Here is a 25,687-nt window from a genome sequence, read left to right as displayed (position 1 = left end):
TTTAAATTAGTCCTTTGGAATCAATTTTAAACTCTGCCGCATCTACTATTACGTCTGAGGCATTTCCACTTTCAGGGATGCTTGTTTGAGTATGTATATATCGAATAGGTATGCCGAACGAAGCTGCATGTTGAATTTTTCTTGCTGCTATTTTTTCAGTCGTTCCTTCTTTATTTTTCGACATTAGCCTGGTGATTTCTGCAGTGTATTCCGTTGTCCCTTGCTGATATGCCATATTTCCAATCTTGCGGCTGCCCAGCGGGCTGCTCCCTCCTTTGGCCTCAACAATTATAATTTCACCTGGTGGCGGCTCTTCCACCTCGTAAACCATATCAAAATCGCCCGGCTTCGAAATTGAGGTTCCAATATCTTTGGGATGAAGCAGCTTAGCATTAGGACGTTTACTCCGGACAAAGTCATCCGCGGCCAACTCACCTATTTTTGCAGACTGTTGGTTAATATTACCAATTTGAGCGTTATATCCCTCTTCGCCAGCTCGAGCGTCGATTGCCTCTTGACGCTCTTTTAAGCATTCGTCAATTTTTTCTTTGTTTCTTTCTGTTAGCTCATAATCACTCGTATTGAGTTCAGAGTTTTCTTTATACTCTGCTTTATTCAGCACAAGATCTTCAGTAAAGATCGTGCAACCTTCTTCCCCGCCAACTTTCTCTGAGTCAAAAACATGCGCATTTACAAATTCCTCAATCCCAACAACATACTGAACTTCGTGCCTGCTGCCATCTGAATGATTGATATGACGATAAAAAGTAATTTCATTTTTCTCGCAATCAATATGGTCTAAATCGTATTCATATCGAATATGATTTTTACCTTTGGGTTTTCGGATTTTGACTTGCGAGCGAACGCCATCTTCTCCGACGGATGATTCTTTTGCTGCCTCTAAAATCTGATCGCAAACCTCTTGGGGGACATCGCTTTGCGCCTGATACGCTGCCAACATTTGACCCAAGCGTTTTAACCCTTCTTCACAAAGGAAACCTGTTGGATCAATCCACTGGATAGGATTGACTGCATATTGGTAATGGTTAATGCCACCAGCAATAGATATCGGATCTTGTTGGATAAAGCGTCCTAGCTTAGGATCGTAATACCGAGCGAGGTTGTAGTGTAAGTCGGTTTCTTGATCGAAGTACTGCCCTTGAAAACGCAGTGGATTTACTACTTTTTCAATATGTACATGAGCAAAGCCATGAGCATCGTAGCTGGCACTCCATACAACATTCCCCTGGCAATCGAACAGTCGCTCTGGTTTACCAACTTGATCGCACTGGTACCAATAAATAACGTCATTTTCTAGCAGTGCCACTGGCGTGTAGGTTTCTGGTTGATATAGGTACCAGCGGAAAGCACATGAAGAGCGTTCACCAATTAAACGTTCCCCTTCCCACAAGAACTCCGTAACGCCTTGTTGTGTAATTTTCTTCGTCCTGCGCCCTAATGCATCATATTCATATTGACTGATGCCATCGTCGGTGTGAACTTCAATGAGCTGATTTAACGCATCAAACACGCGAGTCTGAACTTGTCCTTGCCCCTCACGTTTTGTCTGGTTTCCTTGCGCGTCATATTTGAACCGGACACCATCGTGTACTTCAATACGATCAGCGAATACCTCTGAAGTTGGCAAAGTAGGATTGCCAAAACTATCGTATTCAAACTTAGTCACTTCTCCGGAAGCATTGACTCGTTTCAGTTGCCCTAAGGCATCGTACTGATAGTGCGTTGCTCCTGCCGTATTATCAATGATTGATGAAATACGGTTTTGCGCATTGTAAACGTACTTTTTCTCTCTATCAGGCCAATGTTGTTCGACCAAACGACCAACACCATCATAAATGATGCGCTCATTAAAATGTGCCGTTTCAATTTGGGAAACTCGTCCCATTTCATCGTAATGAAATTTGATTTGAGGTAAATCTAGGTTTCCAAATCGAATCGCTGAAAAACGCCCATATCGATCATAAGAGAAGCTCAGCTCCGTATTATCTGGCAGTACCTGAGATACGCGTTGGCCAACTCTGTTAAACTCCTGCGCTATCTCAAACTGACCTTGAATTCGCTTTGTTAAATGCCCGAATGAAGAGTATTGGTATTGCAATGTTTGATGGCGATTGGATGCGAAAGTAAGTCGACCACCAAGCGTATAATTGAAGTGGTTCTCTACAATACTGCTACCATTTCCTGCTTTGACGTGCTTGAGATAACCCGCAGCGTCATAGCGATACAGCACAGTCCTATCGGCGACTTGCTTACGATGGATCCGCCCCATATCGTCATAATCAAATTGGCTTTGTAGATTATCAAACCCAACAGTTCCTGACAGCTGGCCTTCATCGTCATACAGGAATTCGAACTCTAAGCCGTCACTCCGAACTAATTTAGTCAGGTTACGTTGTTGATCGTATTCGTAAGAAATATGGCTGCCATCGGGAAAGATGACTGCTTCTTGTTGCGCGAGTGCTCCCCATTGATACGAGGTAATGCCTGCTGGCGTTCGAATCTGAGCAACACGGCTGTGCTCATCGTAAGAATATTCTTCGCTATAACCGACTTTGTCTTCGTCGTTAAAATAACGAACTGATGTACGCCTGCCAAATTGATCATAAGCGAGTTGAGCAATACACCCATCGGGATAAGCAACGCCATTCACTAAATCTTCTTCATTGTAGCTATAACGAAGTAATGTACCGTCTATTTCATTCGCGATAAGTCTTTGTTGTTCATCCCACCACCATTGACTTTTCTTACCATCTTCAGACTCTTTTTTGACGACTTGCCCGTGTTTATCGTAATCATATTCCGTGACACAGCCAAACTGGTCGGTATCCCAAACTCTTTGACCGAGGCTATTGTAGTAAGCCTTCTCAATATCCCCGTCAGGTGAAACCGTTTTAACTAACTTACCTAAGCCGTCATAACCATATTGAATTTCTTTGCCAGAGGAATGAAACTTAGAAACTAATTGACCATGCTGATTATATTGATAATTGACCGTTGACTGATCAGGATAGATAGCTTGTGCTTTTCGTCCTAATTCATCATATTGCCATCGCCAAGTTCTACCTGTGGGGCTTATTTTCTCGAGTAAGTTACCCTGCTCGTCATGCAAGAAAGACCATTGATGATCTAACGAGTCAGAATAAGAAGAATGATTTCCCTGATAATGGAAGCGATAGTCATAAATTCCTGCGTCCCCAACGTTCCTGATGCATTTCGCGTTAGCACCTTCGCCATCCCATTCAAAATAATGAGTAAAGCCAGTTGGTCGTACACGCTTAACAATTAAATGGCCGCGGTATTGATACTGTTCCTTTAAGCCTAAACGATTAGTTGTACTGACCAAATCATCGTGCTCATCATAGGTATAAGTTGTCAGAACTTTTTGGGACTTTGCATTTAGCAGTTCTACAAGGCGTCCTTGCTTATCATATTGACATTCAAGAACCGGACGCTTGTTGTATGCAATCTCGATCAATCGATGGTTTCGAGAATACTGCAGTTGAAACGTTGAAAACGTGCCATTTCTGACTTGTTTAACAAGCCAACGATCATCTTTCTGTTCAAATCGATATTGATGCCCATTAGCGAGCGTCACGATCCGAGTTGCTGAATTTAGGAAATAACAGCTCGCACCAGCGTATATCTGGTAACTTGTTGCTCCAATATCTACTGGCTCAAATTCTGTGATATCTGCCTTATCGTCAACAAACTCCCAAGCGATAACATTGTCTTTCTCGTCCGTCTTTTCGCGTAATTCAAACTGAAATGCATGTCGCCAACCAAAGCCCATTCCATGATTTACATCCGACTGCGAAGAGCGGTAAGTACGCTGCCAAGTAGTACCTTGTTGTAGCTCGATATCATAGAGTTCGAGAATTTCTTCACCCGTCACAAGTGATACAGGATCACCGGCTTTCTCATGTTTTTCGCTGCTTTGTTGCTGAGGCTTGGCGGATGCGGCACTTCTGCCACTCTTTTTATTCGACTTCCCCTTTCCCTTCGATGGTTTTGCATTGACGGTATTTTGAGTCGGTGGAGGCGTAACCGCTGACGAGAGTGCGTAGTTTTCGCCGGTAGGTACAATTCGAGCGACACGCAAGTCACCGTTCACCAAAGCATTGGCAAACGTTGAATTATAGTGTTGGGAAGTAAGCTCACCGTCAGGTATGTTTGGCTTGAATTGACCAATCGTATAGAACAAGTCCTCGACAGAGCGAAGGTCAAGCTCACCAAAGCTCTCAAGAAACTCTATTGCCTCTTGTTTGGTCACGAATGTTTTAGGTTCGCCGCTAGTAAGTAACTGACCAGAAAAGTGATAACTTTCACCAAAGCGATTCGTGATAGGAATGACGAATTGAGGGATCATAGCCGTAACGTGTTTGTCCTTTTCTTACCTTGCCGCATCATTTAATGCTCGTTTCGCTCTTTTTATTTGTGAGAGCAAGATGCCTTAATCAAACATCCTCCGATAGAGATTCCTCTGTATGCGTAGACTGAATGTATTGATGGCAATTTTCACGTATGCAACTCTTTGAATTTCTGAGCGCAGCGTACTTTAACGGGACGATGAATCCTGAGTAAATGAACAATAGCGTGAGTGAGACTAATGTCTCATCGTGACGCGATTTTTTTACATGTTTCTTACTTAACTATGATTTTCTGCCCAGTTACGTAAATTCACTCAATAAGTTGCATCAAGTATCACCACTGCGACTCAACGCTTCATATTTGAGACAAAACAGCAACAAAAAAACCGCCTATTACGGCGGTTTTGCTTAAAGAATACTGATTAAAGGTTTGGACCTGTCGATGGTCTGTGTGGTTGGTTATTGAGCAGTTGCTGCATCCCTTGAAACATTCGCATAAACCACACCAAGATGGCTAATGCAGCAAACACCATCCCTACCCAAGGAATAAAGTAAGCGATGGTTTCAAGCAAAGTACTATGCAACCAATAATCACTCACGCCAACGAGTACACCGTTAGAAGTCGCGACGGTGACGATCAACACAACAAAAAACGTCAGGTAGAGAAAGAAGGTGCGAATTAAACCGTAGTAATGAGAAATCACTACGTCGCTGTCTTCTCCCTTATCTAATCGGTAACCCGCATAGATAATTGCGATAACGCCTGAGATCAGAAACGTAAACGGGGTCAGACAGCTCAGGATGTACGCAACCCAAATCCCGTTATGAGGTTTGTTCATTCGCTTTCGCTCCTTTTACTTCCGTTTGTGCCGTATCTGTTTCGCCCATTGCTTCTTTGGACTTCACTTCCTCATACCAAAGATCGTGGTGTTCTTTCGCCCATGTCTCGTCAACTTCACCAGTCACCATGCCTTCTAACGCACCTTCCATACCGAATAGACCAATATAGATGTGGAAGATAAAGCCACAGATTAGAATCAGCGCCGAAATCGCATGAACTAAGTTAGAAAGCTCCATGTCACGGCGAGTTTGGCCAAAGATAGGAAAGTCCAGAACTAAGCCACTCACTGCCGCGATAGCACCAAAGAAGATTAACAACCAATAGATTGCCTTCTCACCACCGTTTGAGAAACCAGCTGACGGATGTGTGCCTTTGTGTTTACCAACCATGCCGCCCATTTTCATAAACCAACGAACATCTGTCATGTTTGGAATCGACTTGCGCCACCATTTAAAGAGCACGAGCATCAGTAAAATGAAGAACAATGGTCCCATGTAATTGTGGTACTGCTTCGCCAACATGACGATAAAGCCCCAGAACTCAGTAGGAACGTACGGTTTTAAGAAGTGCTTACCGTAAACCAGCATCAAACCACTGAATGCCAGCGTTAAGAATGTAAACGCCATACTCCAGTGAAGCGCGCGGTCTAAACGAGACCAACGCTTCATTTTTTTACCAGTACGCGGCTTGCTAAGCATCAAAGGACCAACGAATACGTAAGCCATGATTACCATTGCAATACTGCCGAAAATCGCGACAGCACCAGCAGGAGACATCCATTTTTCTTTTAGAATGTACCAAGTCTCACCAGGTTTACTGATCAATACGCCATGTTCTGGCGATTGAGACGCGGTGTAGCCTTCTTGCCCCTCTCTGACTTCGCGCCAATAGTCTGCCCCGGCGAGTTGCGTGATCTCCTGTTGAATAACTTTAGAAGATTGTCCCTCTGCTGAAGCAGGCATTGCAAAAGTCAGCAGCAATGCCGTCATCATTGACAACATTGCTAGAGATGCACGTTTAAGCGTGTTTAACATGTGCCTCTCCTTACTTAGCTTTTCGTCGCATCGTAAGAAAGATCGTTTCCGTCTGTCCAACCTGCGTTTTTCGCGCCGCGTTCTACCACACGTTGACGGAAAATGTCAGAGACTTTCTCTGCGTCACCCGCAAGCAGCGCTTTGGTTGAACAAAGCGATGCACACATCGGTAACTTGCCTTCTGCGATACGGTTCGCACCGTATTTTTGACGTTCTTCCTCAGAGCCAGGCTCTGTTTCTGGGCCGCCCGCGCAGAAAGTACATTTATCCATTTTGCCACGTTCACCAAACGCCTCTTGTTTAGGAAATTGAGGTGCGCCAAACGGACAAGCAAACAAACAGTAACCACAACCGATACACAGATCTTTATTGTGAAGAACGATGCCGTCTTCGGTATGTTCGAAACAATCAGCTGGACAAACTGCCATACAAGGCGCATCGGTACAGTGCATACAAGCAACAGAGATAGAGTTTTCACCAGCTTCACCGTCGTTTAGTGTTACCACGCGGCGACGTTGAATGCCCCATTCAAGCGCATCGTCGTTTTCGTTCTTACATGCAGTAACACAGCCGTTACACTCGATACAGCGTTTGGTGTCACATAGAAATTTCATTCGTGCCATTGTCAGACTCCTTACGCTTTACGAATGTTACATAGGGTTACTTTGGTTTCCTGCATCAAGGTAACCGGGTCGTAACCGTAAGTGGTTGCCGTGTTAGCCGATTCGCCAACAACGTAAGGTTGTGTACCTTCTGGGTATTTAGGGCGTAGGTCTTCACCTTCGAACTTACCGCCAAAGTGGAACGGAATGAACGCCAAACCAGGTTTCACACGACGTGTTACCATCGCTTTCACCTTGATTCGTCCTTTCTCTGCACCTTCAACCCAAACATCATCACCATCTCTAAAGCCAAGATCGTTCGCGTCTTTCGGGTTCACTTCAACAAACATTTCTTGTTGAAGCTCGGCAAGCCAAGGGTTTGAACGCGTCTCTTCACCACCACCTTCGTATTCAACCAGACGGCCAGAAGTCAGAACGATTGGGTACTCGCCCGATTTGTCTTGCTCTTGAATGGATTTATACAACGTAGGAACACGGAAGATTGCATCTTTGTCTTCCCAAGTTGGGTAATCCGTTACAAGGTCACGACGTGGTGTGTAAAGTGGTTCACGATGCAGTGGCACACGGTCTGGGAACGTCCAAACAATCGCACGCGCTTTCGCGTTACCAAATGGAATACAACCGTGCTTGATCGCGACACGCTGAATACCGCCAGAAAGGTCAGTCTTCCAGTTTTTACCCTCTGCTGACACTTTCTCTTCAGCAGTTAAGTCGTCCCACCAACCAAGTTGTTTCAACAACTTGTCAGTGAACTCTGGGTAACCGTCTTTGATTTCACAGCCTTTCGAATAACTGTCTTCTGCAAGAAGGCTCTTGCCTTCAAATTCCACACCAAAGCGCGTACGGAAGTTACCGCCACCTTCTGCAACCGTCTTAGACGTATCGTACAGAATGTGTGTACCTGGGTGTTTCATTTCTGGTGTGCCCCAGCATGGCCAAGGTAGACCATAGGTTTCACCGTTGACAGGGCCACCTTCCGCTTCCAATGTGGTTTTGTGGAACGTATGCCAGTTTTGTTGGTGCGCTTTCAAACGCTCTGGGCTTTGGCCTGTGTAACCAATCGTCCACATGCCTTTGTTGAATTCACGCGTTAGGTCTTCAATCACCGGCTGGTTGTTTTCAACACGGATGTTTTTGAACAGTAGATCGGAATAGCCCAGTTTCTTCGAAAGCAGGTACATGATTTCGTGGTCTGGTTTTGATTCAAACAAAGGTTCAATCACCTGATCACGCCATTGTAGAGAGCGGTTAGATGCGGTAACGCTGCCGTGTGTTTCAAACTGTGTTGTTGCAGGAAGCAGGTAAACGCCGTCGGTACGGTCGTTCATTACCGCAGCAACCGTTGGGTATGGGTCCACAATCACCATCATGTCCAACTTCTGCATCGCTTTTTTCATCTCAACACCACGTGTTTGAGAGTTCACTGCGTGTCCCCAGTAGAACATTGCACGGATGTTTTCGCGTTGACGAATGTTGTCTTTGTTTTCCAGTACACCATCAACCCAACGAGATACAGGAATACCTGCACTGTGCATTGGTTTCTGACCGCTATAAGCGTTGTCATCGAAACGACCTTTGATCCATTCGTAATCGATTTCCCACACTTTTGACCAATGACGCCAAGCGCCTTCAGAAAGGCCGTAGTAGCCCGGTAGCGTGTCAGAGAGCACGCCAAGGTCGGTTGCGCCTTGTACGTTATCGTGACCACGGAAGATGTTTGCACCGCCGCCTGATTTACCAATGTTTCCAAGAGCTAGCTCAAGCACACAGTAAGCACGTGTGTTGTTGTTACCAGTAGTATGCTGAGTACCACCCATACACCAAACAATACAGCCCGGGCGATTTTCAGAAAGCAGTTTTGCTGTTTGGTAAACGTCTTCTTCGCTTACGCCTGTTACGCGCTCAACTTCTGCTGGCGTCCATTTCGCCACTTCAGCACGGATCTCATCCATACCGAATACACGTTGACGGATGAACTCTTTATCTTCCCATTGGTTTTCGAAGATGTGCCACAACACACCCCAAATGAATGCTACGTCAGAACCAGGACGAAGCGATACATAGTGATCCGATTTTGCTGCCGTACGTGTACGACGAGGATCCGCTACGACGATCTTACAGTTGTTCTTCTCTTTTGCGATCAGAATGTGCTGCATCGCTACTGGGTGTGCTTCAGCTGGGTTTGAACCAATGAATAGCATCGACTTACAGTTGTGCATGTCATTGAAAGAGTTGGTCATCGCACCGTAACCCCAAGTATTCGCTACACCCGCCACGGTTGTTGAGTGACAAATACGCGCTTGGTGGTCAACGTTGTTCGTACCCCAAAGTGATGCCATTTTTCGGAACAAGTACGCTTGTTCGTTGCTGTGCTTTGCGCTCCCTAAGAAGTAAACCGAATCAGGACCGGACTCTTTGCGGATGTCCATCACCTTGTTACCGATTTCTTCGATCGCTTGATCCCAAGAAAGCTTTTTCCACTTCCCGTTTTCAAGCTTCATTGGGTATTTTAGACGACGCTCACCGTGACCATGTTCACGCAGTGCTGCGCCTTTTGCACAGTGACCACCGGCGTTAAATGGGTGGTCGAATGCAGGTTCTTGACCCGTCCAAACACCATTTTGAACTTCTGCGTAAATACCACAACCCACTGAACAATGAGAACAGATAGTACGTTTTACTTCTGTTTTCGCTTCTGGATCGACAGATTTTGCTTGCGCTTTTTTCATCATTCCCGGTGCGAATAGACTAGCACCAACCACTGCACCACCAGCGGCAAGCGAAGTGTTTTTCATGAATGCACGACGAGATACGCCAAGCTGGTTCGTTTCTTTGCTCACACTGTCGGAGCGTTTGACAAGTTTCATCCGTTATCTCCTAAAGTGTGTCGTAGTAATCGCGAATGTGTTGAGTTTCACGATACCCTTTCTTCTTCACGTCGTTTTCAGAAGGCTCAACCGTTTCTGAAGCAACGGCCACTTTCGTGGTTCCCGCAACAACAGCACCGGCAACGGCAGCGGTTGTGAAGCCTTTTAGGAGATCCCTACGGCTTGTGTTTATTTCTTTATTATCTTTCATCATTGCTTCCTTACCTTACGGTAGATCTTTGGAGACTCATGCCTCTCTATCGATATGACCAAGTACTGCTCGATTACTCGTAATCAGTGACGTTTTTCACATCAATTTTTAATTTGTTCTTACTGCTTTTGGTGTTCACGCTAAAGCGCACTTGCTCTAACGTTAAAAACGCATCGCAAAGCTGTGCAGCTGGCTTGTAGAAGTTCACGCTTTCTGCGCTCTCTAGTTGGCGCGTAAAAGATTGGAACCAAGGGGCGATGTGTTTGTTAAACACCGCTTGCTGAAGTTCTTCCTCTTCACCTGTCAGCATTGCCATCACTTCGCACAGTGCAGAAATATGGTCTTCAGGCTCTTTCACGTTCTCTTCTCGTTCGATGCCTAAAAGATCCAAATCGCGACGAATTTCCGCTAACGGTTTTTCCATCATCGAGCCAGTGCGATGCCAAGATCCGAATGGCACAACTTCACCACGTCCAATGCCAATAAACAGATCTTGATATTCTTCTTCTAACGCTTCTCGCTGCGCTTCGTTCGCGGCTTGTTGCAGTGCGAGCCAAGCTTTTTGCATCGCGCTCTCAGACGGTTCAATTTCTAGCGATTTCAGGAACGCCAGCATTTCATCACTAGGCGCACTACGAAAAAGTGCAGATAGAACGAGATAAATGTCTGTTCTCAGTGTTTGTTCTTGTTGTGTGTCCACTGCGAGCTCCTAGTATTTCAGTTGTTTCATTGGGTCTTCTGCCATCGACTCAAACATGTCGATCACACGGCAGTCTTCACACATCGCGATACGATTGATCGCCGCTTCATCAGAGAAGTGAGAGTGACCGCGTAACTTGTTTTGTAGCATGTCGATCATAGACTGAGGTGCGAATGGCTTATGACAGCGAATACATTCCGCTGCTTTCTCTTCGTGAATCACAACCGCTTTTTGGCGCTCTTTTTTCACCCAGTTCATACGAGGCGTAAGCGTCAGCACTTTCTCTGGACACGCTTTCTCGCACAGCCCACATTGAATGCAGTCTTGCTCGACGAATTTAAGCGACGGAGATTGACCATCGGTATGAAGTGCACGTGTAGGACAAACTGCCACACAGCTCATACACAACGTACAATCTTTGCTCTCACAAGAAACATTGCCGTAAGGCGCGTTTGCTGGCAGCTCAACAATGTTCTCGACTGGAATACGAGAAGACGACAACGCATCCAACGCCGTAAATAGACGCTGACGTTTGTTGCCTTGCAAGTCTCCTAATGCCAAATCAAAAGACTCGGTACAAAGTGTCGGAGCACCTTCACGTAGTGACTCTAGATACAGAATGTCGATGGTTTCTTTGGCGATACCAAGCTGACCGAGCAGCTCTTGAGCAATACCTACTTCGCTATTAAGCACACGAATAATGGTTTGAGGCATAAAACGTGAAGCCGTAAACAGCACCTGAGTAGCACCATTCACAAGCGCGGCGAACCAAGTATCAATACCAACCGAAGGCAGTTCTTCCACCACAATTGGAATCACATTATCTGGCAGTGCTTTTAGTGCCATCACGTTGTAGCTCTCGTGGCGAGAACTACAAATCAATACGATAGGATCTAAACCACCCGCTTGCTCATAGTTGGCGAGCGTACGTTCAATAAACTTTTGCGTATCTTCAGGGTTTGGCAGTGCGTAATGAATCGCTTCTGTCGGACACGCTGTAGCACAAGTACCCACGCCTTGACATAGGTATGGATTGATCTCGATGCGATGGCCCGTTCTGTCGCTGCCTTCACTCGATAGTGCCCCTGCCGGACAAGCATCCACACACCGTTCGCAACCTTTTACGCCACGAGAGCTGTGTGCACATAAATCGGTATCTAAACGGAAGAATTTCGGTTTATCGAACGTCCCCATTAAGGTTGGAATCTCTTCCAACGCTTCAGCCAGTTTCGGATAGCCACGACCTACTGGGTAGTAGCCCGGTACTGGGACTTCTTCCGACATGCAGCTGTTAAGGCAAAGATCGAGTACGATATCGAAACAATCGCTATTGATCGCGACCTTGGCAAGATTGTTGGTCGAACCATGATTTTCAATCAGAACTTCAAACGTACCTAAGAACCCTGAAACCTGAACCGAATTGGCGTAATAAAGCTCGGGATTTGTGCCCTTTTCGCCATCGGTAGAAAGCAGCGTTAGGCTGTTCATTTGCGACAATTGCGCTGCCGCACTTTCGATGATTGCTGTTGGGCCCACAATCAAAGTATTACCGCCGCTTTCATAGCTTACGGTTGGTGGAATAAGATTGGTCAACTCTACGGTATTTTCGAAAGCGTACAGCCTCGCTTTACCGTTATTGGAAGTTGCTTGTTCTAATAATTGTTTCAGCATTGCTCAATTCCATTTATGAACATGGATAGTCTTTTCCATCTCTTAGTGTAGTTAGCGCCGGAGATTCTGCTGATTAACTTATCAATGAGAATTCTTATTCCGCCGTCTATAGGCGATGAATACTACGCAGTGCGTCCGTACTAACTTCAACCAGATTGGTATTGAGCAACAAATAGCAAGTGTCATGCCAATAAAATATCAACTGAAAATCAATAGGTTATCAATTTTACTGACAAATAGTAGGGATAAAAAAACCGGTTGAGACATTTTGTCTCAGCCGGCTCATTGAGTGTTTAGTCAAAATGTACCTATTATTTGTGTGGTATATTTTGTCTCACCTCGTTAGGCTGTGATTCTTCAGCAAAAGTATCACTTTCTCCAGATACTGTATTTATATACAGTTCATTTTCATCTTGAGTAATTTGGCCACTTTTGTCGGTGTTTGACTCTGCGTCTTCAACTACCTCAGATGCGATATCGTTAGCGTTAAGCTCAGACCCTTGCGCAGTTTCAGCGTCTGGTTCGTCTTCCACTTTATCTTTAACCCAATCACGCAGCGTCTCAGCGACGTCTTGAGAAAGTGACTTTAAGTTACTGTAATCATCATCGTAATCGTCTAGGCCGTCACGCACGTTAAATTCTTCGGACAAGAACATTTTGCGCAGCGCAGCTTTCTTAACGCTTTCTGAAGCTTCAGAAACCAGCAGTTGCGCCACAGACATTTCTTCGGTTTTTTCAGTCTCTACACTCGCGGTAATGTCTGGAGCCTGACTATCCTCATTGACGTTCAAAGTATCTAAGCTTTCGTCAGCGTTTGAAAGCGCTGTGACACTATCTTCGGATTGTTCCGTCTCTGCTATCGGCGTGATCTCTTCAGCATGTTGGGAAGATTCTTCTAGTTTACGTTTCGACCAACGGCTTAAAAAACTAGTTGCCATTTGCTCTGCCTGCTCCTTTGCGTTTCTTGCGTCTTACTTCTAACAACTCACCATGACGACCAATAAAGGCTTCCATCCAAGCCTGAACGGCTAACGGCATATCGTTAGATAGTACAAGGTTATCACCATCCATATATTGCGCCGCAACAGATTGTGAAGCCGTCAGTAACTGTATCGCTGGTTTTTCACCAGACTCGACGTTATCCATAACTAAAAAGAGTTTAGGTTGCTGAGAGCTTAAGTTAAAGCGGTAGTCTGTACGCTCGTCTTTATGTAATTGCAACAGACAAACATCTGGAGTCTCTTCCGTCGGATTCAGCGCAAATCCTGTCAACTGCCATTGGGTTGTCACCCAAATCCCTGTACTGATCTCATGCTCAACAAGCTCTACGCCGATTGGCCATGTATCCTCAGTCTTTTCGTAATTTTTTTCGAAATCTTTCTTATCCGACATAACTCACCCAGTCTTTCTATTTTTGGTCTGAAAACACACAGGACATTTTGCCCCCGTTTTCGACCATTTTTATTGTCTTCGAAGCAATAAACGCGCCAAGCTGATATAACTTAGTCTATATACACCCTCAGGCTATAAGTACCAAACTAGACGAAACTCAAATGTATTGATGTGTCATTACTGCGAACTCGCAGTTTTAATGCATTGTTGACATAAAACCTCGCAATTTCTGTGGGAACCGCTATTTTGGAATGAGATTTGCTAGCCACTTAAAAAGCTAAAATGCGTAGCAACCTAACGCTCTTAATCACTAGGACACGACTGTGCTGAAACCAAATATTATTAAAACCAGTGAAAATCCCCTGCAAACCATTGAAGTCGATGTGTACGACGAGTACGGCGAAAAGCTCACGAAGCAAATCGCTTGCGAGCGTCCTCTTACGGTCATGCTGAACTGGAAAGAAGTGGTCACGCTCATGACGCTAGGTTCGCGCCCAGAAGCACTAGTACTCGGTTATTTAAAAAACCAAAGCTTCCTGTCCGATCCAGCCGCGATCGAATCCGTTATTATTGACTGGGAAACGCATTCCGCAGCGGTGATTACTAAAGAAAACACTGAACACTTAGAAGGCGCCCTGAAAAAGAAAACCGTCACCTCAGGTTGTGGCCAAGGCACTATGTATGGCAACGTGATGAAGCAGCTTGAAAATTATCAAGTGCCTCAAGTTTCTCTTAAGCAGTCAGAAATTTATTCTGCGCTGGAAGCGTTAACCCATTACAACGACACCTACAAAAAAGCGGGCGCAGTACACGGCTGTGCGGTTTGCAAAGGAAATGAGGTGTTGTCATTTGTGGAAGATGTCGGCCGTCACAACGCAGTGGATACACTTGCAGGTGAGATGTGGCTCAAAGAAGAAACAGGTGAAGATAAAATTTTCTACACAACTGGTCGCCTTACATCAGAGATGGTGATTAAAGTGGCTCAAATGGGCATTCCTGTTCTGCTTTCTCGCTCTGGCGTTACTCAAATGGGGTTAGATCTAGCGAAGCAATTTGGTATTACGACCATTGCGCGTGCGAAAGGTTTGCGCTTCCAAGTCTTTACAGGAGCCGACAAGGTTGAATTTGATGTAAAAGGCAACCAATAACACCTTTTCAGTGTAAACTAAAACCAATAATGCGGATTCACAGAGGATGTGGACTATGAATAATGACCAATTGTGGAATTTTCTGCTTACGCCCAGCGGTATCATGCTTTCTATGATTATTACCTTTGGCGTAGTCGGAATCTATGCGTATATAACAGGTCAGTTTAAGGATTAAGGCCAAATATTAAAAAAGCCTCGCTAAATAGCGAGGCTTTTGCTTTTTAAACGCTTTGCGAGTAATTACGCGTCAACGCCACGAGATTTTAGGAACTCAGAGTAAGTGCCTTTAAAGTCTGTGATTTTACCATCGCGGATTTCGATAATACGCGTTGCTAGCGAGTCTACGAATACACGGTCGTGAGAGACGAAGAACAACGTGCCTTTGTATTGCTCAAGCGCCGTGTTCAAAGATTCAATTGATTCCATGTCCATGTGGTTGGTTGGTTCGTCCATTAGCAGCATGTTTGGCTTGTGCATCATTAACTTACCAAGCAGCATACGACCTTGCTCACCACCAGACAGTACTTTTACTGACTTCTTAATGTCATCTTGACCAAACAGCATACGACCAAGGAAACCACGAACGACTTGCTCGTCATCACCTTCTTGACGCCATTGACCCATCCAATCCGTTAGATTCATATCTTCTGCAAAGTCATGCGCGTGGTCTTGCGCGTAGTAACCGATGTTTGCATTTTCAGACCATTTGAACTCACCAGCACGCGGTTCAAGTACACCAGCAAGCGTGTTTAGAAGTGTTGTTTTACCCACACCATTTTCACCGATGATCGCAACGCGCTCTCCCACTTCAAAAATTGCATTGAAGTCTGAGAACAAGTCCTCTTCAAAACCTTGGCTCAGGTTTTCTACAATCAGAGCGTTACGGAACAGCTCTTTAGACTGTTCAAAACGAATGAATGGGTTTTGACGACTAGACGCTTTCACTTCGTCCAATTTGATCTTGTCGATTTGCTTCGCACGAGATGTCGCTTGTTTTGCTTTCGATGCGTTTGCAGAGAAACGTGCAACGAACGTTTGTAGCTCAGCGATTTGTGCTTTCTTCTTCGCGTTGTCGTTTAGTAGACGTTCGCGAGCTTGAGAAGCCGCCGTCATGTACTCGTCGTAGTTACCAGGGTAAACGCGTAGCTCACCGTAGTCCAAGTCAGCCATGTGTGTACATACTGAGTTTAGGAAGTGACGGTCGTGCGAAATGATGATCATTGTGCAGTTACGCGCGTTTAGCGTATCTTCCAACCAACGGATTGTGTCCATGTCCAAGTTGTTGGTAGGTTCGTCAAGAAGCATCACATCTGGGTCTGCGAATAGAACCTGCGCTAGAAGCACACGAAGTTTCCAGCCTGGTGCTACTTCACTCATTAGACCGAAGTGTTGCTCCATTGGGATACCTACAGCAAGAAGAAGCTCGCCCGCTTTGGCTTCTGCCATGTAGCCGTCCATTTCAGCAAACTGAACTTCTAAGTCAGCCACTTTCATGCCGTCTTCTTCGCTCATTTCAGCAAGTGAGTAGATGCGGTCACGCTCTTTCTTCACTTCCCATAGCTCTTTATGACCCATGATAACGGTATCGATTACAGTAAATTCTTCGTAAGCGAACTGGTCCTGGTTCAGTTTTGCAACGCGCTCGTTTGGATCGTAGCTTACGTTACCACTGGTTTGCTCAAGCTCGCCGCTGAGGATCTTCATAAAGGTTGATTTACCACAACCGTTAGCTCCAATTAAGCCATAGCGATTGCCTTCGCCGAACTTAACTGAAATGTTTTCGAATAGCGGCTTAGCGCCGAATTGTTGAGTAATATTCGCTGTGGAGATCAAAACCTTTACCTTAGCAATTGGGGTGTATTTAGAAAAACCGGGCAACGGTACTTGTTCATGCTACATACTGCAAGTGTTGTTTTTATTAATTAATGAGAAAAAGCACTCTTGAACGAGCTGAATTCTGAGATTTGGCTAACATAAACCTCACCAATTTTAAGGCTTCTAGCTCTAACCGACTCAAAACTGAGACATAAATCCGTCATAACTAACCATTGACATACCCCATGAAATTGAGTTTATAGTGTGTCCCCTTTTATCTATTCCATACGCTATTCCTTTATTAAGCATTCTTTTCTCAAAGGAAATCGCAACATCGCGCACGGTCATTGGGTAAAACTCGCATATCGCGATAAATGCGCATTTACGTAAAAGTGATACGCCTTACCTTATCGCGGTTGATAACGCCCAGCGCTTGGTTAAGCCAATGGTAGGAGGTTTAAGCAGTTTGATTAAACTGACTAACCTACTTCGTCGTTCTAAGAAGAACCACTGCGTTGTGATGGCGATTGAGAAAGCAAGTTGGCGTTTTGTCGACCGCGCTCGTGGCGAAAGTCTGTTGTTTGACTGAGTGGCGTTTATGCCTCGCTGGATTGAAAAACAACTGTCTGCGCTGTTTGATACGCGTATTAACCAAGAGATAGAACACCCAGTGACATTTGATGGTCTTGTCGTACCTAAGCAATGGGACCAATAAGACATCACGGAAGAAGAACGTGCGAAGCAAGGCTTCTACCGTATTCTGTGGCATTACTCAGATGGTAAGCCGACGGTTGGCTTGCGCTTTTTCCGCTTGTCTCTACGTCAGGATAAAGAGACTCAACAAGTAGTGGTTCGATTGTTCCATGCACCAGAGTCTCAAGAGCTAAAAAATGCCGAAGCCACTGCTGGCAGTGCTGCGCTCAATTGTTCAGCTTGAAGTGGCATCGCCGGAAGAGCTGTCTGAGTGTACTCAGCTTAGTATTGCGGAAGTTATCGGTACTCTGCGCTACTTCCAAAGCCGCGGCTTTATTGAGTGGAGCGAAGACAAAGCTCGCGTGTCGGATCACTGGTTCCGTCACATTACCAACGTTCTCGACCGTCAACATTTATTGGTGAAATAACGATGAAAAAACTACTCACCGTATTAGCGTTATCGCTATTAAGCACCTCTGCATTGGCGACTGAAGAGATCGCCAGTGTGGACAATATCTCCCAAATCGCTAGCCTAATCCGTTGGAGCGGCGTGTTCTTCTCCATCATTGTGATTGCCTCAACGTGGCTATTGCTTAAGTTCATGAACTCGATGGTAGAAAGTATTGGTAGCCAATTTGTGCAATACCGCATGGTGCTGAAAAAGCTTCAGTCTTTCTTACAGTTCTTCATCTACTTAACCGCTGGCTCTGTCGTGTTTATGATGAGCTTCCGCATTAACGATCAAATCCTTGCTTTGATTGGTGGTACGTTAGCGGTCTCGGTCGGTTTCGCCTTGAAAGACCTAGCTGCATTCTTCATCGCGGGCATGACGGTTATGGTGGATCGCCCGTCCCAGGTTGGTGACCGCGTCACGTTCGAAGGTAACTACGGTGCTCTGGATATGCAGGTAGTGATTCCGTTCTATGTAGGCATGAATTAAGACATTACGTTAGCGCGTGACTTGATTCAGGAAGCTGCGTCTTCAAGTCGTTATATCCACCTACCTAAGCCAGTAACGGTGCTTGTGAAGCAGACTATTACTGATAACTACTTAGCGATTCAGCTAACATGTAAGGCTTATGTGGTAGACACCGCCTACGAGAAACTGTTTGAAACCGACATTACTCTGCGTGTGATGAAAGAGTTCAAGAAGCACGGAATCAATCCTCCGAAGATTGCGGTGCATACGGGTTAATTCGACGTATTCCTCTTGCGTTTAGAGAAGAACAGATACAAAAAGGGTCAGTGATTACATTTGATACGGATCTTACAAGCAAGAGAGCAACAAACCATAATTAGGAAGCTTCTGCCTCCGCTCTTTGTAACAAAAATGCATCGAGTTGCGCTTACTGGTAATCTGCTCCGAATAACGGAGCAGATACAGGGGACTAGTTACCTAAAATCGAGAGGTACGTATTTCAATTGTTCCTCTACACTTCAATTATCTGTTTTTTCTGCGCCATTACCCCTGCTCGATCCGCCTTCTAGCCACTTTTTTCGATAAGTAGAAACGCCCTTTACCGAAGAATCTTCATAGCCAAATTCAACCCCGCAACAAGAACAGATATCATAATTGGGTGACTTTCCATCTTCACCCCATGGTGGGTCTAATTGTATTAAACCACACACACGACAGGCCATTTTGTCATTGTTATTGGACATTGAAATACTCCACATTGGTCCGATATCCATGCTGTAATGGATAATGGATCAGGCTTAAACATTATCCGAGGGGTTCCATCTTTCGTCATAACCCCAAATGTATTTGACGTCTCATGATATCGTATTACATCCCCATTAGAACGAGTTCTAGTCAAAGTGCCTTGTAGTTATTAAAACAGGGGTATGATTATGGCTTCAACACAACTGTGGAACAGCCAGATGACACCCGAAGACAAGCAGCTTTATAAGGAACTAGGCCAGCGGATTGCTCAAACACGTAAGGCATTAGGATTGACTCAGACTCAGGTTGCTGAGCAGTTGGGAATTTCACAGCAGACGCTGGCTCACTATGAAGTTGGGCGCGGTATCGACCCTTATACCACTGGCAGAGATCTTATACAGCTCGGTAGATGAACTGCTGCACGGTAAAGAAGCGACTAAGGGAAGTAATAAACGCGGGCCTGCGTCGAAGCTGCAACAGCAGATCGAACAGGTAAGGCTACTGCCAAGGGCAAAACAGCAGTTTGTGATGGAGATGCTGGATACGGTGATCCAACAATCAGCACATTAAAAAGCCCGCTCCTGCGGGCTTAATACTAAGAAATTACAAGACAAAAACTAAGTGAAAGGGTTTATTTTCATCCCCCCATAACTCAGCAGCACCTTGCCAGACAGATAAGAGTTTTCCAGCTGTATAAGCGGCCTCTTTCCATAAACACGACGCATTGCTCAAAATTAGCACAGCTCCTTTGGAGTGAGACAAATCAATATCAGCAAGACATTCATCCATTGAATCCCAGTTATTACCAAAATAATCAGGAAATTCAAACGCATTAGCGATATAAGAAAACAAATCTCTATCGCTTTTAACACTAGATGAATCAAATTCCTTAATATAAAAACCTTCTGTGCTCAGATCATGCTTTAACACATCAATGGAATTTGGTTGTGCAAAGTGGACACACTGCCAGGATACATTTTTTAAATCAGATACTCTAACCATTAATACTCCTTCGGATCTATTTGTGTAAAGTTCTCATAATGGTCGTCAGTGTAGTAAGTCTTACCTGTATTTTGGTCTTGTACTACTCGACGAGCCCCCCTATTTGAAGCACCTGGAGTATCAACAGTATATTCTTTGTAATTACCTTCCGGCAATTTACCTTCTCGATTCTTAAACGTTATTCCATCTCGTTTATGTGGAAATGGCCCATTTGATTCAATACGGTCGAGAGTCTTATTAATCTCGGTTAAACGGTCTTTATCTGCAAAAGGAAGTTTTCGTCCTGCTCCCTTTGTAACGTCTGAAACTTTATCCAAATTAGAGGCTTGCTTGAGCTTGATAGTAGCTTCAGCGACATCATCAATCTTATTTAAACCAGCCGGTAAACCTGGGACAACTATAGCTATGACATCATAACCAGCATCAACCCAGTTCCCATGATAGATATCATATGCAAGCATGGCAACGTCAAAGAAAGTCTCGATTACGTTTCCTGATGGGTCGCCATATTTATACGGGTTATTGTCTGCATAATTGTACTTGTTGACATTAAATACTCCTTCATCGAACTCGTACTTATCCGGTTCTAAAAACCTCCTTAAAACTGGGTCATAATGCCTAGCTCCCATGTAAACTAGTTCGACTTCGCGATTGTATCTTTGACCAGCAAACCCTGTTTCTTCTGAAGATGAAACAGAACCGCTACTTTCCACAATACCAAAAGGTTGGTAATAGTTTCTTTTTAATACTTTACCTTTAGTATCCACTTCTAATATCACATCATTTCTGAAATCTGAAATGACATAAACCTGGGCTGCTGATACTAGTTTTGGAATCAGAGTAAATAGCAAAAGAAAAAGGAAAAGTAGCTTTCTAATTTTATATAACATCATGTAAAATTCCTTATCCTAGTTCTTACCGATCAATGTTCCATTTAAATAAATGAAATTAGTGGCTTTACCATTACATATCTGATGCATAAGAACATTGCTTCTAATTGAGTGAATAAAGATACATTTTTGGTCACCAGAAAAAGCAACTTGATTACCTAGTGCATCATATTTCAAAACTTTCTTTTTCCCTTTTGTTGTTACTTGTTTTATTCTTCCTTTAGAATCTCTGACTATTGCCTTCCCCTTGTATCCACTTACCCGACCTGTATTGTCATAGCTAATATTTGTAGTAAACGAAGCATCCGAATATTTAATTAATCGGTTGTTACCATTGTATTGGAACCTAGATGTCTTACCATTATTTTTCACAGATAAGAGATTATCTAAGTCATCGTAATTATAGGATGAACTCCCCCATTCCCCTCTAGATGAAATTAATCTTGAAGCACCATCATAAGAATTAGTTAAGTTGGAGTTAGTATCAATACTATCTTTACTGGAAATAAGATTCTTCATTACATCAAAGCTATACTTTCTATCTATTTTATTTTCTACAACCAAAAATTTAGGAAGAGAATTATCGAAATAACCATGCTGTATATACATACCGTTTTGGAATTTTATTAATCCCAATTTGTTTTTATTTCGATAAGCAACACTATCAACAAATGAGTTGTCATATAATATTCTACCTAACACATCGTTACCCATAGTTCTAACGTAACCGTTAGGATATTTTATTGAATTAATGTAATTAAGTTCATCATACTTATATTCAATGCTGTATTTCTTTCCTTCGAAAGTGACACTCTCACTAGATAGAGCATTATTTTTGTTGTACATCATCCTTATCGTGCTACTTTTAGAATTAGCAAGTGTCATATTACCATTGAGATCATATTCAAAATTTATTGCATCCCTGTCATCGCTTAATTTATTTACGGTCTGTTTATTCTTCAATCGACCATTACTATCATAATTAAACGTACTATCAAGGATATTTGATATTGATTTGGTAGATATTTGGCCGAGTTCATTATAGCTAAAGTGCGTAGTACCAACTTCTGGGTCAATCACACTCGTAATGAGCAATCTATCGTCATAATTATATGTTCGTCTTACACTACCTCTTTGAACACTTTCAATGTGTCCGAGAGGATGTCGATTCAACAACGTAACAAGGTTTTTATTGGTATCCACATTTTCTATTTCTAAAGTAACATCGTCATAAATACCCGAATCATAAGAAAGGAATTCTTTCGCTACATATAAACCATTTCCTCGTTTTTCGAGATAACCGTGGCTGGTCGAACGAGTATGAGAATGACCTCTCTGCAAAACGCTAGGATAGTTGTAATTGGGAGAAAAATAGGTATAAGAGGTTGTACTGCCAGGCCCGAATTTTAACATCTCTCTCTTCGAAACCAATCGCCCTAGTCCATCATATGAGTAATGAGTGCCAAAATTACTTAGAGGCGGTGTAGTTTTAGTGATGGTTTTCATCTGGGTGTTAGTTGACGCAAAAATTAACTCATCGAACTCATTGTATCGGTATCGTTTAAAATAAGTTGCTTTGTCATCTGAAACTCGCCCATTTTTATCTTTACAGACATTTAGATTAGACCTACACGTTTTGTATTTCTTAAGGTCAACTATAGTTTCGAAAAGTGTACGAAGTTTTGAGTCATGCACAATTACAATCTTTGATGCATCTCCTCGTGTGTAAGTAACTCTATTTTGCTTGTAATCAATCACCAACGGCAGACCTAGCGGTATTTTTTTATACGTCAACCTCCCGAAATAGTCGTGCTTATAAGAGGTAACATTGCGCTTTCTATCTATAAATTTTGTCTTGTTACCCAAGTCATCATAAGTATACTCTTCTCTCGACCCATCGGAGTATTGAACTGATTTAGGTTGGCCCAGATAGAAGTTGCTGTATGTTTTTACAATGTCTTGATCTGCTCTGCGCGTTTCAGAAGCAATATTCCCGTATCGATCATAACTATATTGTGTGACCTTGCCATAGTAAGACTGTAACTCTATTGAACCTTTGTTATTGTATTCCATACTAACGACGTCAATATTGTTTATAGTCTGCTTAGTTAAAAGACCAATCAACCATGTGTTTGAATCATGATAGTACTCAAATTTTGCGTCTAATTTTTTACTACCAGAACTATCTGTCGCTTCAGAACGCGTATAAAAGCCAAAGTTGTCAAAACCAGAGTAACTCTTTGTAAATTTGGTTTCTCCATTACTTTCGTAAACTGTGGTTTCTTCGTTTGATAATCTTACCCTCGCATTTTGAGGCATAGACTCTGTATTAATACCACCACCTCTTAGTTCATTCCACATGGCTAAGTTTTCAAAGTTCTGGTGGATGTAAGTATTTACCTTTCTCTGTAAGAGTTTCCAGGAACTACCATTTTTTTATAGTTTCTTACTTCTTTAGGATAGCCGTGGTAAGGTGTCGTGTAATATACAGAATATTCAGCACCAACACCTCCATACCAGTTTTCTGCATGATAATCACTGTTATCCCAATACTGCCATTCGGAACCTTCTCTATATTGGTAGCCAAAATAAAATTCTGTCTCAATTTTTCGAGTATTGTTAATCACTTTTGTATTAACTATGCGAGATGTTCTCTCATCAAAATCTATCTTATCCAATGTATCTCGCACATTCGAAATATCTCCTTTAAAGAAACCATATGAATATTCGGTTAACTGTGTTGGCATTCTTGATCCAGAGACCTTCATAGATGTCACAACCTCTTTGCCTGGTAACACTTTGGTTCTAACATAATCTTCAGTATCCAAACCAGTAAAACTAGCTGAGTAAGTAAACTCGTGCTTGAGGCCGTATCTATCAGTCACACCAGTAAGCATTAAAACGTGTGCAAAGCTACGGATGTTGTCTTCTACTCTTACTTTTTGGGCATTTTCGTACTGCCAAATATAATTTCCATCAGGGTCAATAACCGACTTAAGGCTGTAGTTATCATAAAACTTATGATCATAATATACATACTCTGTACATTTCGAACATGTATCATACTCATACTTCCATTGTTTTGAACCGTATTGAATAGAGTCAATCATTTCATTTTTAGAACCTGAATAATTGATCGTTACACGAACGCCATCGCTTCTTCTTATTGCAGTAACTTGGGGAGCAAATCCATCCATCGCTTCAGGATGATAAAATTTGGTATATTCAAATTCAATAAAATTGTTATACTTGTCTGTAATTCTCTTGAGACGATAATTGGCCGATGATAAATCTCTATATTTAAGTGTATCTTGTCCACCATTAAATTTATTTAGTGTTAGTTCGCCACCAGTATCTCTACCTCCCAATCCTTGTTCTTTAAGATAGTCCTTCCAAATTACCAGTTCGAAGTCATAGCGTTTCCCTTCAGGGCTTAAAACTGTAATGCCATTTTTACTGCCTATCGTTAAATCACAATTAAAAGACACCCAGTTATCTGGCGACTGTAAAGCTTTTTTTCCATTAACAATCGCAGGTACGAGTGTTTTAGTTCCCTCTCCAGAAATTGATATCGAGGCACCACTTTCACAAACATTGTTGCTATATCTTTTATTATATTTTGTAATCAAATTGGTTTTAAAAGAACCTGTAAAAATAGACCAACCATTGACTCCCATAGGTACGCCACCATCACTTAGGTAGTTGTGGCCTAGTCTCTTGGCACTACTAAAATATCGCGTAACATCAATATCTAAACCGTTTGGTCCCGGCAAAAGAAAATCTCGATGGGCGATCGTCAATTCGCCAGTAAAATCGTTAACAGAAATTGTCCCTCTATCGATACTGAACTGAGATAAATCTTTATTACCTTCGATAACCTTCATTTCTTCACTAAGCCCCGCCTGCAAATGAAATGAGGTTAAGGCGACAACACAAAAAATGTACTTCAATATTATCTTCATTTTTCAACACCTTATTTATCATGTATAAAATCATAACCCACAAATAATAATGATAACAAATATCATTATTATTTGTTTTAGTTTTTATGAAACATAACCTGCATTTATACATGAAGTGATTGATAGTTTGATTAATTAGGTTGGGAATAGTATGGAAAACATCCAGTCTAGATGGATTGTCCTAGCAGTTGTTTCCAGGTTTTTAAAAAGTAGCTATATTGAGAGAAAACCCAAAAAAGCCTCATTGCAAACCAGTAACAAGACTTTTTTATTCCCCCTATTTCCATGAATCAGCTAGATAAGGTTATCTAAGCAATTGCAAAGTTCCGCGGATATTGCTAACTCTCATGCACAAATCCCCAAGCTTATAACTTGTTTTTTTGAACTCTTTTTCGTGGGTATGAATCGATTACTTAATAATCTTTATCTTGAAAAACATGGAGCGCTATCCAATTAGAATGTATTGGGACTGCAGGGTAATCAAACATTATTACGGTGAGTTAAAACATCATTAGTTGCCAAACAAGCCGACACTACGAAGCGAGAAAATTCTCAAACGTTATAGGAACCGTGAGGACCCTCATTAGCAATAATATCGTGAGGTTGGAATTGGATGGGATGATCTTGGCTAGCAATACCCGGAATCTTGGAGCGATTTTGAAATAACTTAAATCTCTGAAGAATAATTATAAGCTGCTTGTACTTCTGAAGGGACGAAACCGGAAACCCAACCCTAGAGCTGTATTAGAAAGGCATACTAGGTGTCTTAACAAACGTACCACTCACT

The 25,687-nt window shown here is 43.0% G+C and carries 18 protein-coding genes and 2 pseudogenes; 4 read left to right on the top strand and 16 right to left on the bottom strand.

Going from position 1 to position 25,687, the window contains the following annotated elements:
• Position 1 precedes the first annotated feature (1 nt).
• The 10 genes from R7P67_RS10370 to R7P67_RS10325 form a co-directional block, all read right to left on the bottom strand.
• Positions 2–4,387, bottom strand: a complete 4,386-nt coding sequence (locus R7P67_RS10370) for an RHS repeat-associated core domain-containing protein (RefSeq protein WP_318085953.1) — start codon at positions 4,385–4,387, stop codon at positions 2–4.
• A 423-nt stretch (positions 4,388–4,810) separates the two neighbouring features.
• Positions 4,811–5,227: a membrane protein gene (locus R7P67_RS10365; protein ID WP_005377532.1), complete on the bottom strand. Its 417-nt coding sequence runs from the start codon at positions 5,225–5,227 to the stop codon at positions 4,811–4,813.
• Positions 5,211–6,263: a formate dehydrogenase subunit gamma gene (locus R7P67_RS10360; RefSeq protein ID WP_318085952.1), complete on the bottom strand. Its 1,053-nt coding sequence runs from the start codon at positions 6,261–6,263 to the stop codon at positions 5,211–5,213. The genes R7P67_RS10365 and R7P67_RS10360 overlap by 17 nt, the downstream gene beginning before the upstream one ends.
• A gap of 14 nt (positions 6,264–6,277) precedes the next feature.
• The gene (gene fdh3B / locus R7P67_RS10355) at positions 6,278–6,886 is read right to left on the bottom strand and encodes a formate dehydrogenase FDH3 subunit beta (protein WP_005377536.1); all 609 of its coding nucleotides are present in this window, start codon (positions 6,884–6,886) and stop codon (positions 6,278–6,280) included.
• An 11-nt stretch (positions 6,887–6,897) separates the two neighbouring features.
• Positions 6,898–9,753 carry a formate dehydrogenase subunit alpha gene (locus R7P67_RS10350; RefSeq protein WP_318085951.1) on the bottom strand — a complete coding sequence of 952 codons (2,856 nt, stop codon included), beginning with the start codon at positions 9,751–9,753 and terminating at the stop codon, positions 6,898–6,900.
• Positions 9,754–9,763: 10 nt separating this feature from the next.
• Complete coding sequence (locus tag R7P67_RS10345) at positions 9,764–9,964, bottom strand: twin-arginine translocation signal domain-containing protein (RefSeq protein ID WP_005377542.1); 201 nt, start codon at positions 9,962–9,964, stop codon at positions 9,764–9,766.
• A 73-nt stretch (positions 9,965–10,037) separates the two neighbouring features.
• Positions 10,038–10,664: a molecular chaperone gene (locus R7P67_RS10340; RefSeq protein WP_017820684.1), complete on the bottom strand. Its 627-nt coding sequence runs from the start codon at positions 10,662–10,664 to the stop codon at positions 10,038–10,040.
• A 9-nt stretch (positions 10,665–10,673) separates the two neighbouring features.
• Entirely contained in the window at positions 10,674–12,335 is a 1,662-nt protein-coding gene (locus tag R7P67_RS10335; RefSeq protein WP_053350547.1) for a 4Fe-4S dicluster domain-containing protein, read from the bottom strand.
• 311 nt (positions 12,336–12,646) lie between these two features.
• Positions 12,647–13,273, bottom strand: a complete 627-nt coding sequence (locus R7P67_RS10330) for a DUF3306 domain-containing protein (protein WP_025766652.1) — start codon at positions 13,271–13,273, stop codon at positions 12,647–12,649.
• Positions 13,263–13,727, bottom strand: a complete 465-nt coding sequence (locus R7P67_RS10325) for a DUF3305 domain-containing protein (RefSeq protein WP_005389514.1) — start codon at positions 13,725–13,727, stop codon at positions 13,263–13,265. Before R7P67_RS10325 ends, R7P67_RS10330 begins: the two co-directional genes overlap by 11 nt.
• Positions 13,728–14,050: 323 nt before the next feature.
• Between R7P67_RS10325 and R7P67_RS10320 the strand changes: the two genes are divergently transcribed.
• Positions 14,051–14,875, top strand: coding sequence for a formate dehydrogenase accessory sulfurtransferase FdhD (locus tag R7P67_RS10320; RefSeq protein WP_005377552.1), 825 nt, complete (start codon positions 14,051–14,053; stop codon positions 14,873–14,875).
• A gap of 240 nt (positions 14,876–15,115) precedes the next feature.
• Here the strand turns inward: R7P67_RS10320 and R7P67_RS10315 are convergent, their stop codons facing one another.
• Positions 15,116–16,708, bottom strand: coding sequence for an ABC-F family ATPase (locus R7P67_RS10315; RefSeq protein ID WP_025766654.1), 1,593 nt, complete (start codon positions 16,706–16,708; stop codon positions 15,116–15,118).
• 340 nt (positions 16,709–17,048) lie between these two features.
• Between R7P67_RS10315 and R7P67_RS10310 the strand changes: the two are divergent.
• A pseudogene (locus R7P67_RS10310) lies at positions 17,049–17,811 on the top strand (ATP-binding protein); the annotation flags it as partial.
• Between the two features lie 2 nt (positions 17,812–17,813).
• A pseudogene (locus tag R7P67_RS10305) lies at positions 17,814–18,578 on the top strand (mechanosensitive ion channel family protein).
• A gap of 242 nt (positions 18,579–18,820) precedes the next feature.
• Here R7P67_RS10305 and R7P67_RS10300 read toward each other — a convergent pair.
• Complete coding sequence (locus tag R7P67_RS10300) at positions 18,821–19,045, bottom strand: hypothetical protein (RefSeq protein WP_140106212.1); 225 nt, start codon at positions 19,043–19,045, stop codon at positions 18,821–18,823.
• Positions 19,046–19,234: 189 nt separating this feature from the next.
• Here R7P67_RS10300 and R7P67_RS10295 point away from each other — a divergent pair, with 189 nt between their 5' ends.
• Complete coding sequence (locus tag R7P67_RS10295) at positions 19,235–19,459, top strand: helix-turn-helix transcriptional regulator (RefSeq protein ID WP_249372664.1); 225 nt, start codon at positions 19,235–19,237, stop codon at positions 19,457–19,459.
• A 190-nt stretch (positions 19,460–19,649) separates the two neighbouring features.
• Here R7P67_RS10295 and R7P67_RS10290 read toward each other — a convergent pair whose 3' ends face one another.
• Genes R7P67_RS10290 through R7P67_RS10275 form a run of 4 tightly spaced genes read right to left on the bottom strand, consistent with a single transcriptional unit; the run spans position 19,650 to position 24,900 of the window.
• Positions 19,650–20,048, bottom strand: coding sequence for a barstar family protein (locus tag R7P67_RS10290; protein ID WP_140106211.1), 399 nt, complete (start codon positions 20,046–20,048; stop codon positions 19,650–19,652).
• Entirely contained in the window at positions 20,048–20,941 is an 894-nt protein-coding gene (locus tag R7P67_RS10285) for an RHS repeat-associated core domain-containing protein (RefSeq protein ID WP_170890632.1), read from the bottom strand. The genes R7P67_RS10290 and R7P67_RS10285 overlap by 1 nt, the downstream gene beginning before the upstream one ends.
• Before the next feature lie 15 nt (positions 20,942–20,956).
• Positions 20,957–23,299: an RHS repeat domain-containing protein gene (locus tag R7P67_RS10280; RefSeq protein ID WP_318085950.1), complete on the bottom strand. Its 2,343-nt coding sequence runs from the start codon at positions 23,297–23,299 to the stop codon at positions 20,957–20,959.
• 35 nt (positions 23,300–23,334) lie between these two features.
• Positions 23,335–24,900 carry a hypothetical protein gene (locus tag R7P67_RS10275; RefSeq protein WP_318085949.1) on the bottom strand — a complete coding sequence of 522 codons (1,566 nt, stop codon included), beginning with the start codon at positions 24,898–24,900 and terminating at the stop codon, positions 23,335–23,337.
• Between the last annotated feature and the right edge of the window lie 787 nt (positions 24,901–25,687).

Source organism: Vibrio sp. Vb0937 (assembly GCF_033338855.1).
This window is presented reverse-complemented; position numbering and strand designations above follow the sequence as displayed.

Excerpts from the sequence above, each read along its gene's own strand:
- R7P67_RS10370 (WP_318085953.1), bottom strand. The coding sequence starts at position 4,387 with ATGATCCCTCAATTCGTCATTCCTATCACGAATCGCTTTGGTGAAAGT.
- R7P67_RS10365 (WP_005377532.1), bottom strand. The coding sequence starts at position 5,227 with ATGAACAAACCTCATAACGGGATTTGGGTTGCGTACATCCTGAGCTGT.
- R7P67_RS10360 (WP_318085952.1), bottom strand. The coding sequence starts at position 6,263 with ATGTTAAACACGCTTAAACGTGCATCTCTAGCAATGTTGTCAATGATG.
- fdh3B (WP_005377536.1), bottom strand. The coding sequence starts at position 6,886 with ATGGCACGAATGAAATTTCTATGTGACACCAAACGCTGTATCGAGTGT.
- R7P67_RS10350 (WP_318085951.1), bottom strand. The coding sequence starts at position 9,753 with ATGAAACTTGTCAAACGCTCCGACAGTGTGAGCAAAGAAACGAACCAG.
- R7P67_RS10345 (WP_005377542.1), bottom strand. The coding sequence starts at position 9,964 with ATGAAAGATAATAAAGAAATAAACACAAGCCGTAGGGATCTCCTAAAA.
- R7P67_RS10335 (WP_053350547.1), bottom strand. The coding sequence starts at position 12,335 with ATGCTGAAACAATTATTAGAACAAGCAACTTCCAATAACGGTAAAGCG.
- R7P67_RS10330 (WP_025766652.1), bottom strand. The coding sequence starts at position 13,273 with ATGGCAACTAGTTTTTTAAGCCGTTGGTCGAAACGTAAACTAGAAGAA.
- R7P67_RS10325 (WP_005389514.1), bottom strand. The coding sequence starts at position 13,727 with ATGTCGGATAAGAAAGATTTCGAAAAAAATTACGAAAAGACTGAGGAT.
- R7P67_RS10300 (WP_140106212.1), bottom strand. The coding sequence starts at position 19,045 with ATGTCCAATAACAATGACAAAATGGCCTGTCGTGTGTGTGGTTTAATA.
- R7P67_RS10295 (WP_249372664.1), top strand. The coding sequence starts at position 19,235 with ATGGCTTCAACACAACTGTGGAACAGCCAGATGACACCCGAAGACAAG.
- R7P67_RS10290 (WP_140106211.1), bottom strand. The coding sequence starts at position 20,048 with ATGGTTAGAGTATCTGATTTAAAAAATGTATCCTGGCAGTGTGTCCAC.
- R7P67_RS10285 (WP_170890632.1), bottom strand. The coding sequence starts at position 20,941 with ATGATGTTATATAAAATTAGAAAGCTACTTTTCCTTTTTCTTTTGCTA.
- R7P67_RS10280 (WP_318085950.1), bottom strand. The coding sequence starts at position 23,299 with ATGTGGAATGAACTAAGAGGTGGTGGTATTAATACAGAGTCTATGCCT.
- R7P67_RS10275 (WP_318085949.1), bottom strand. The coding sequence starts at position 24,900 with ATGAAGATAATATTGAAGTACATTTTTTGTGTTGTCGCCTTAACCTCA.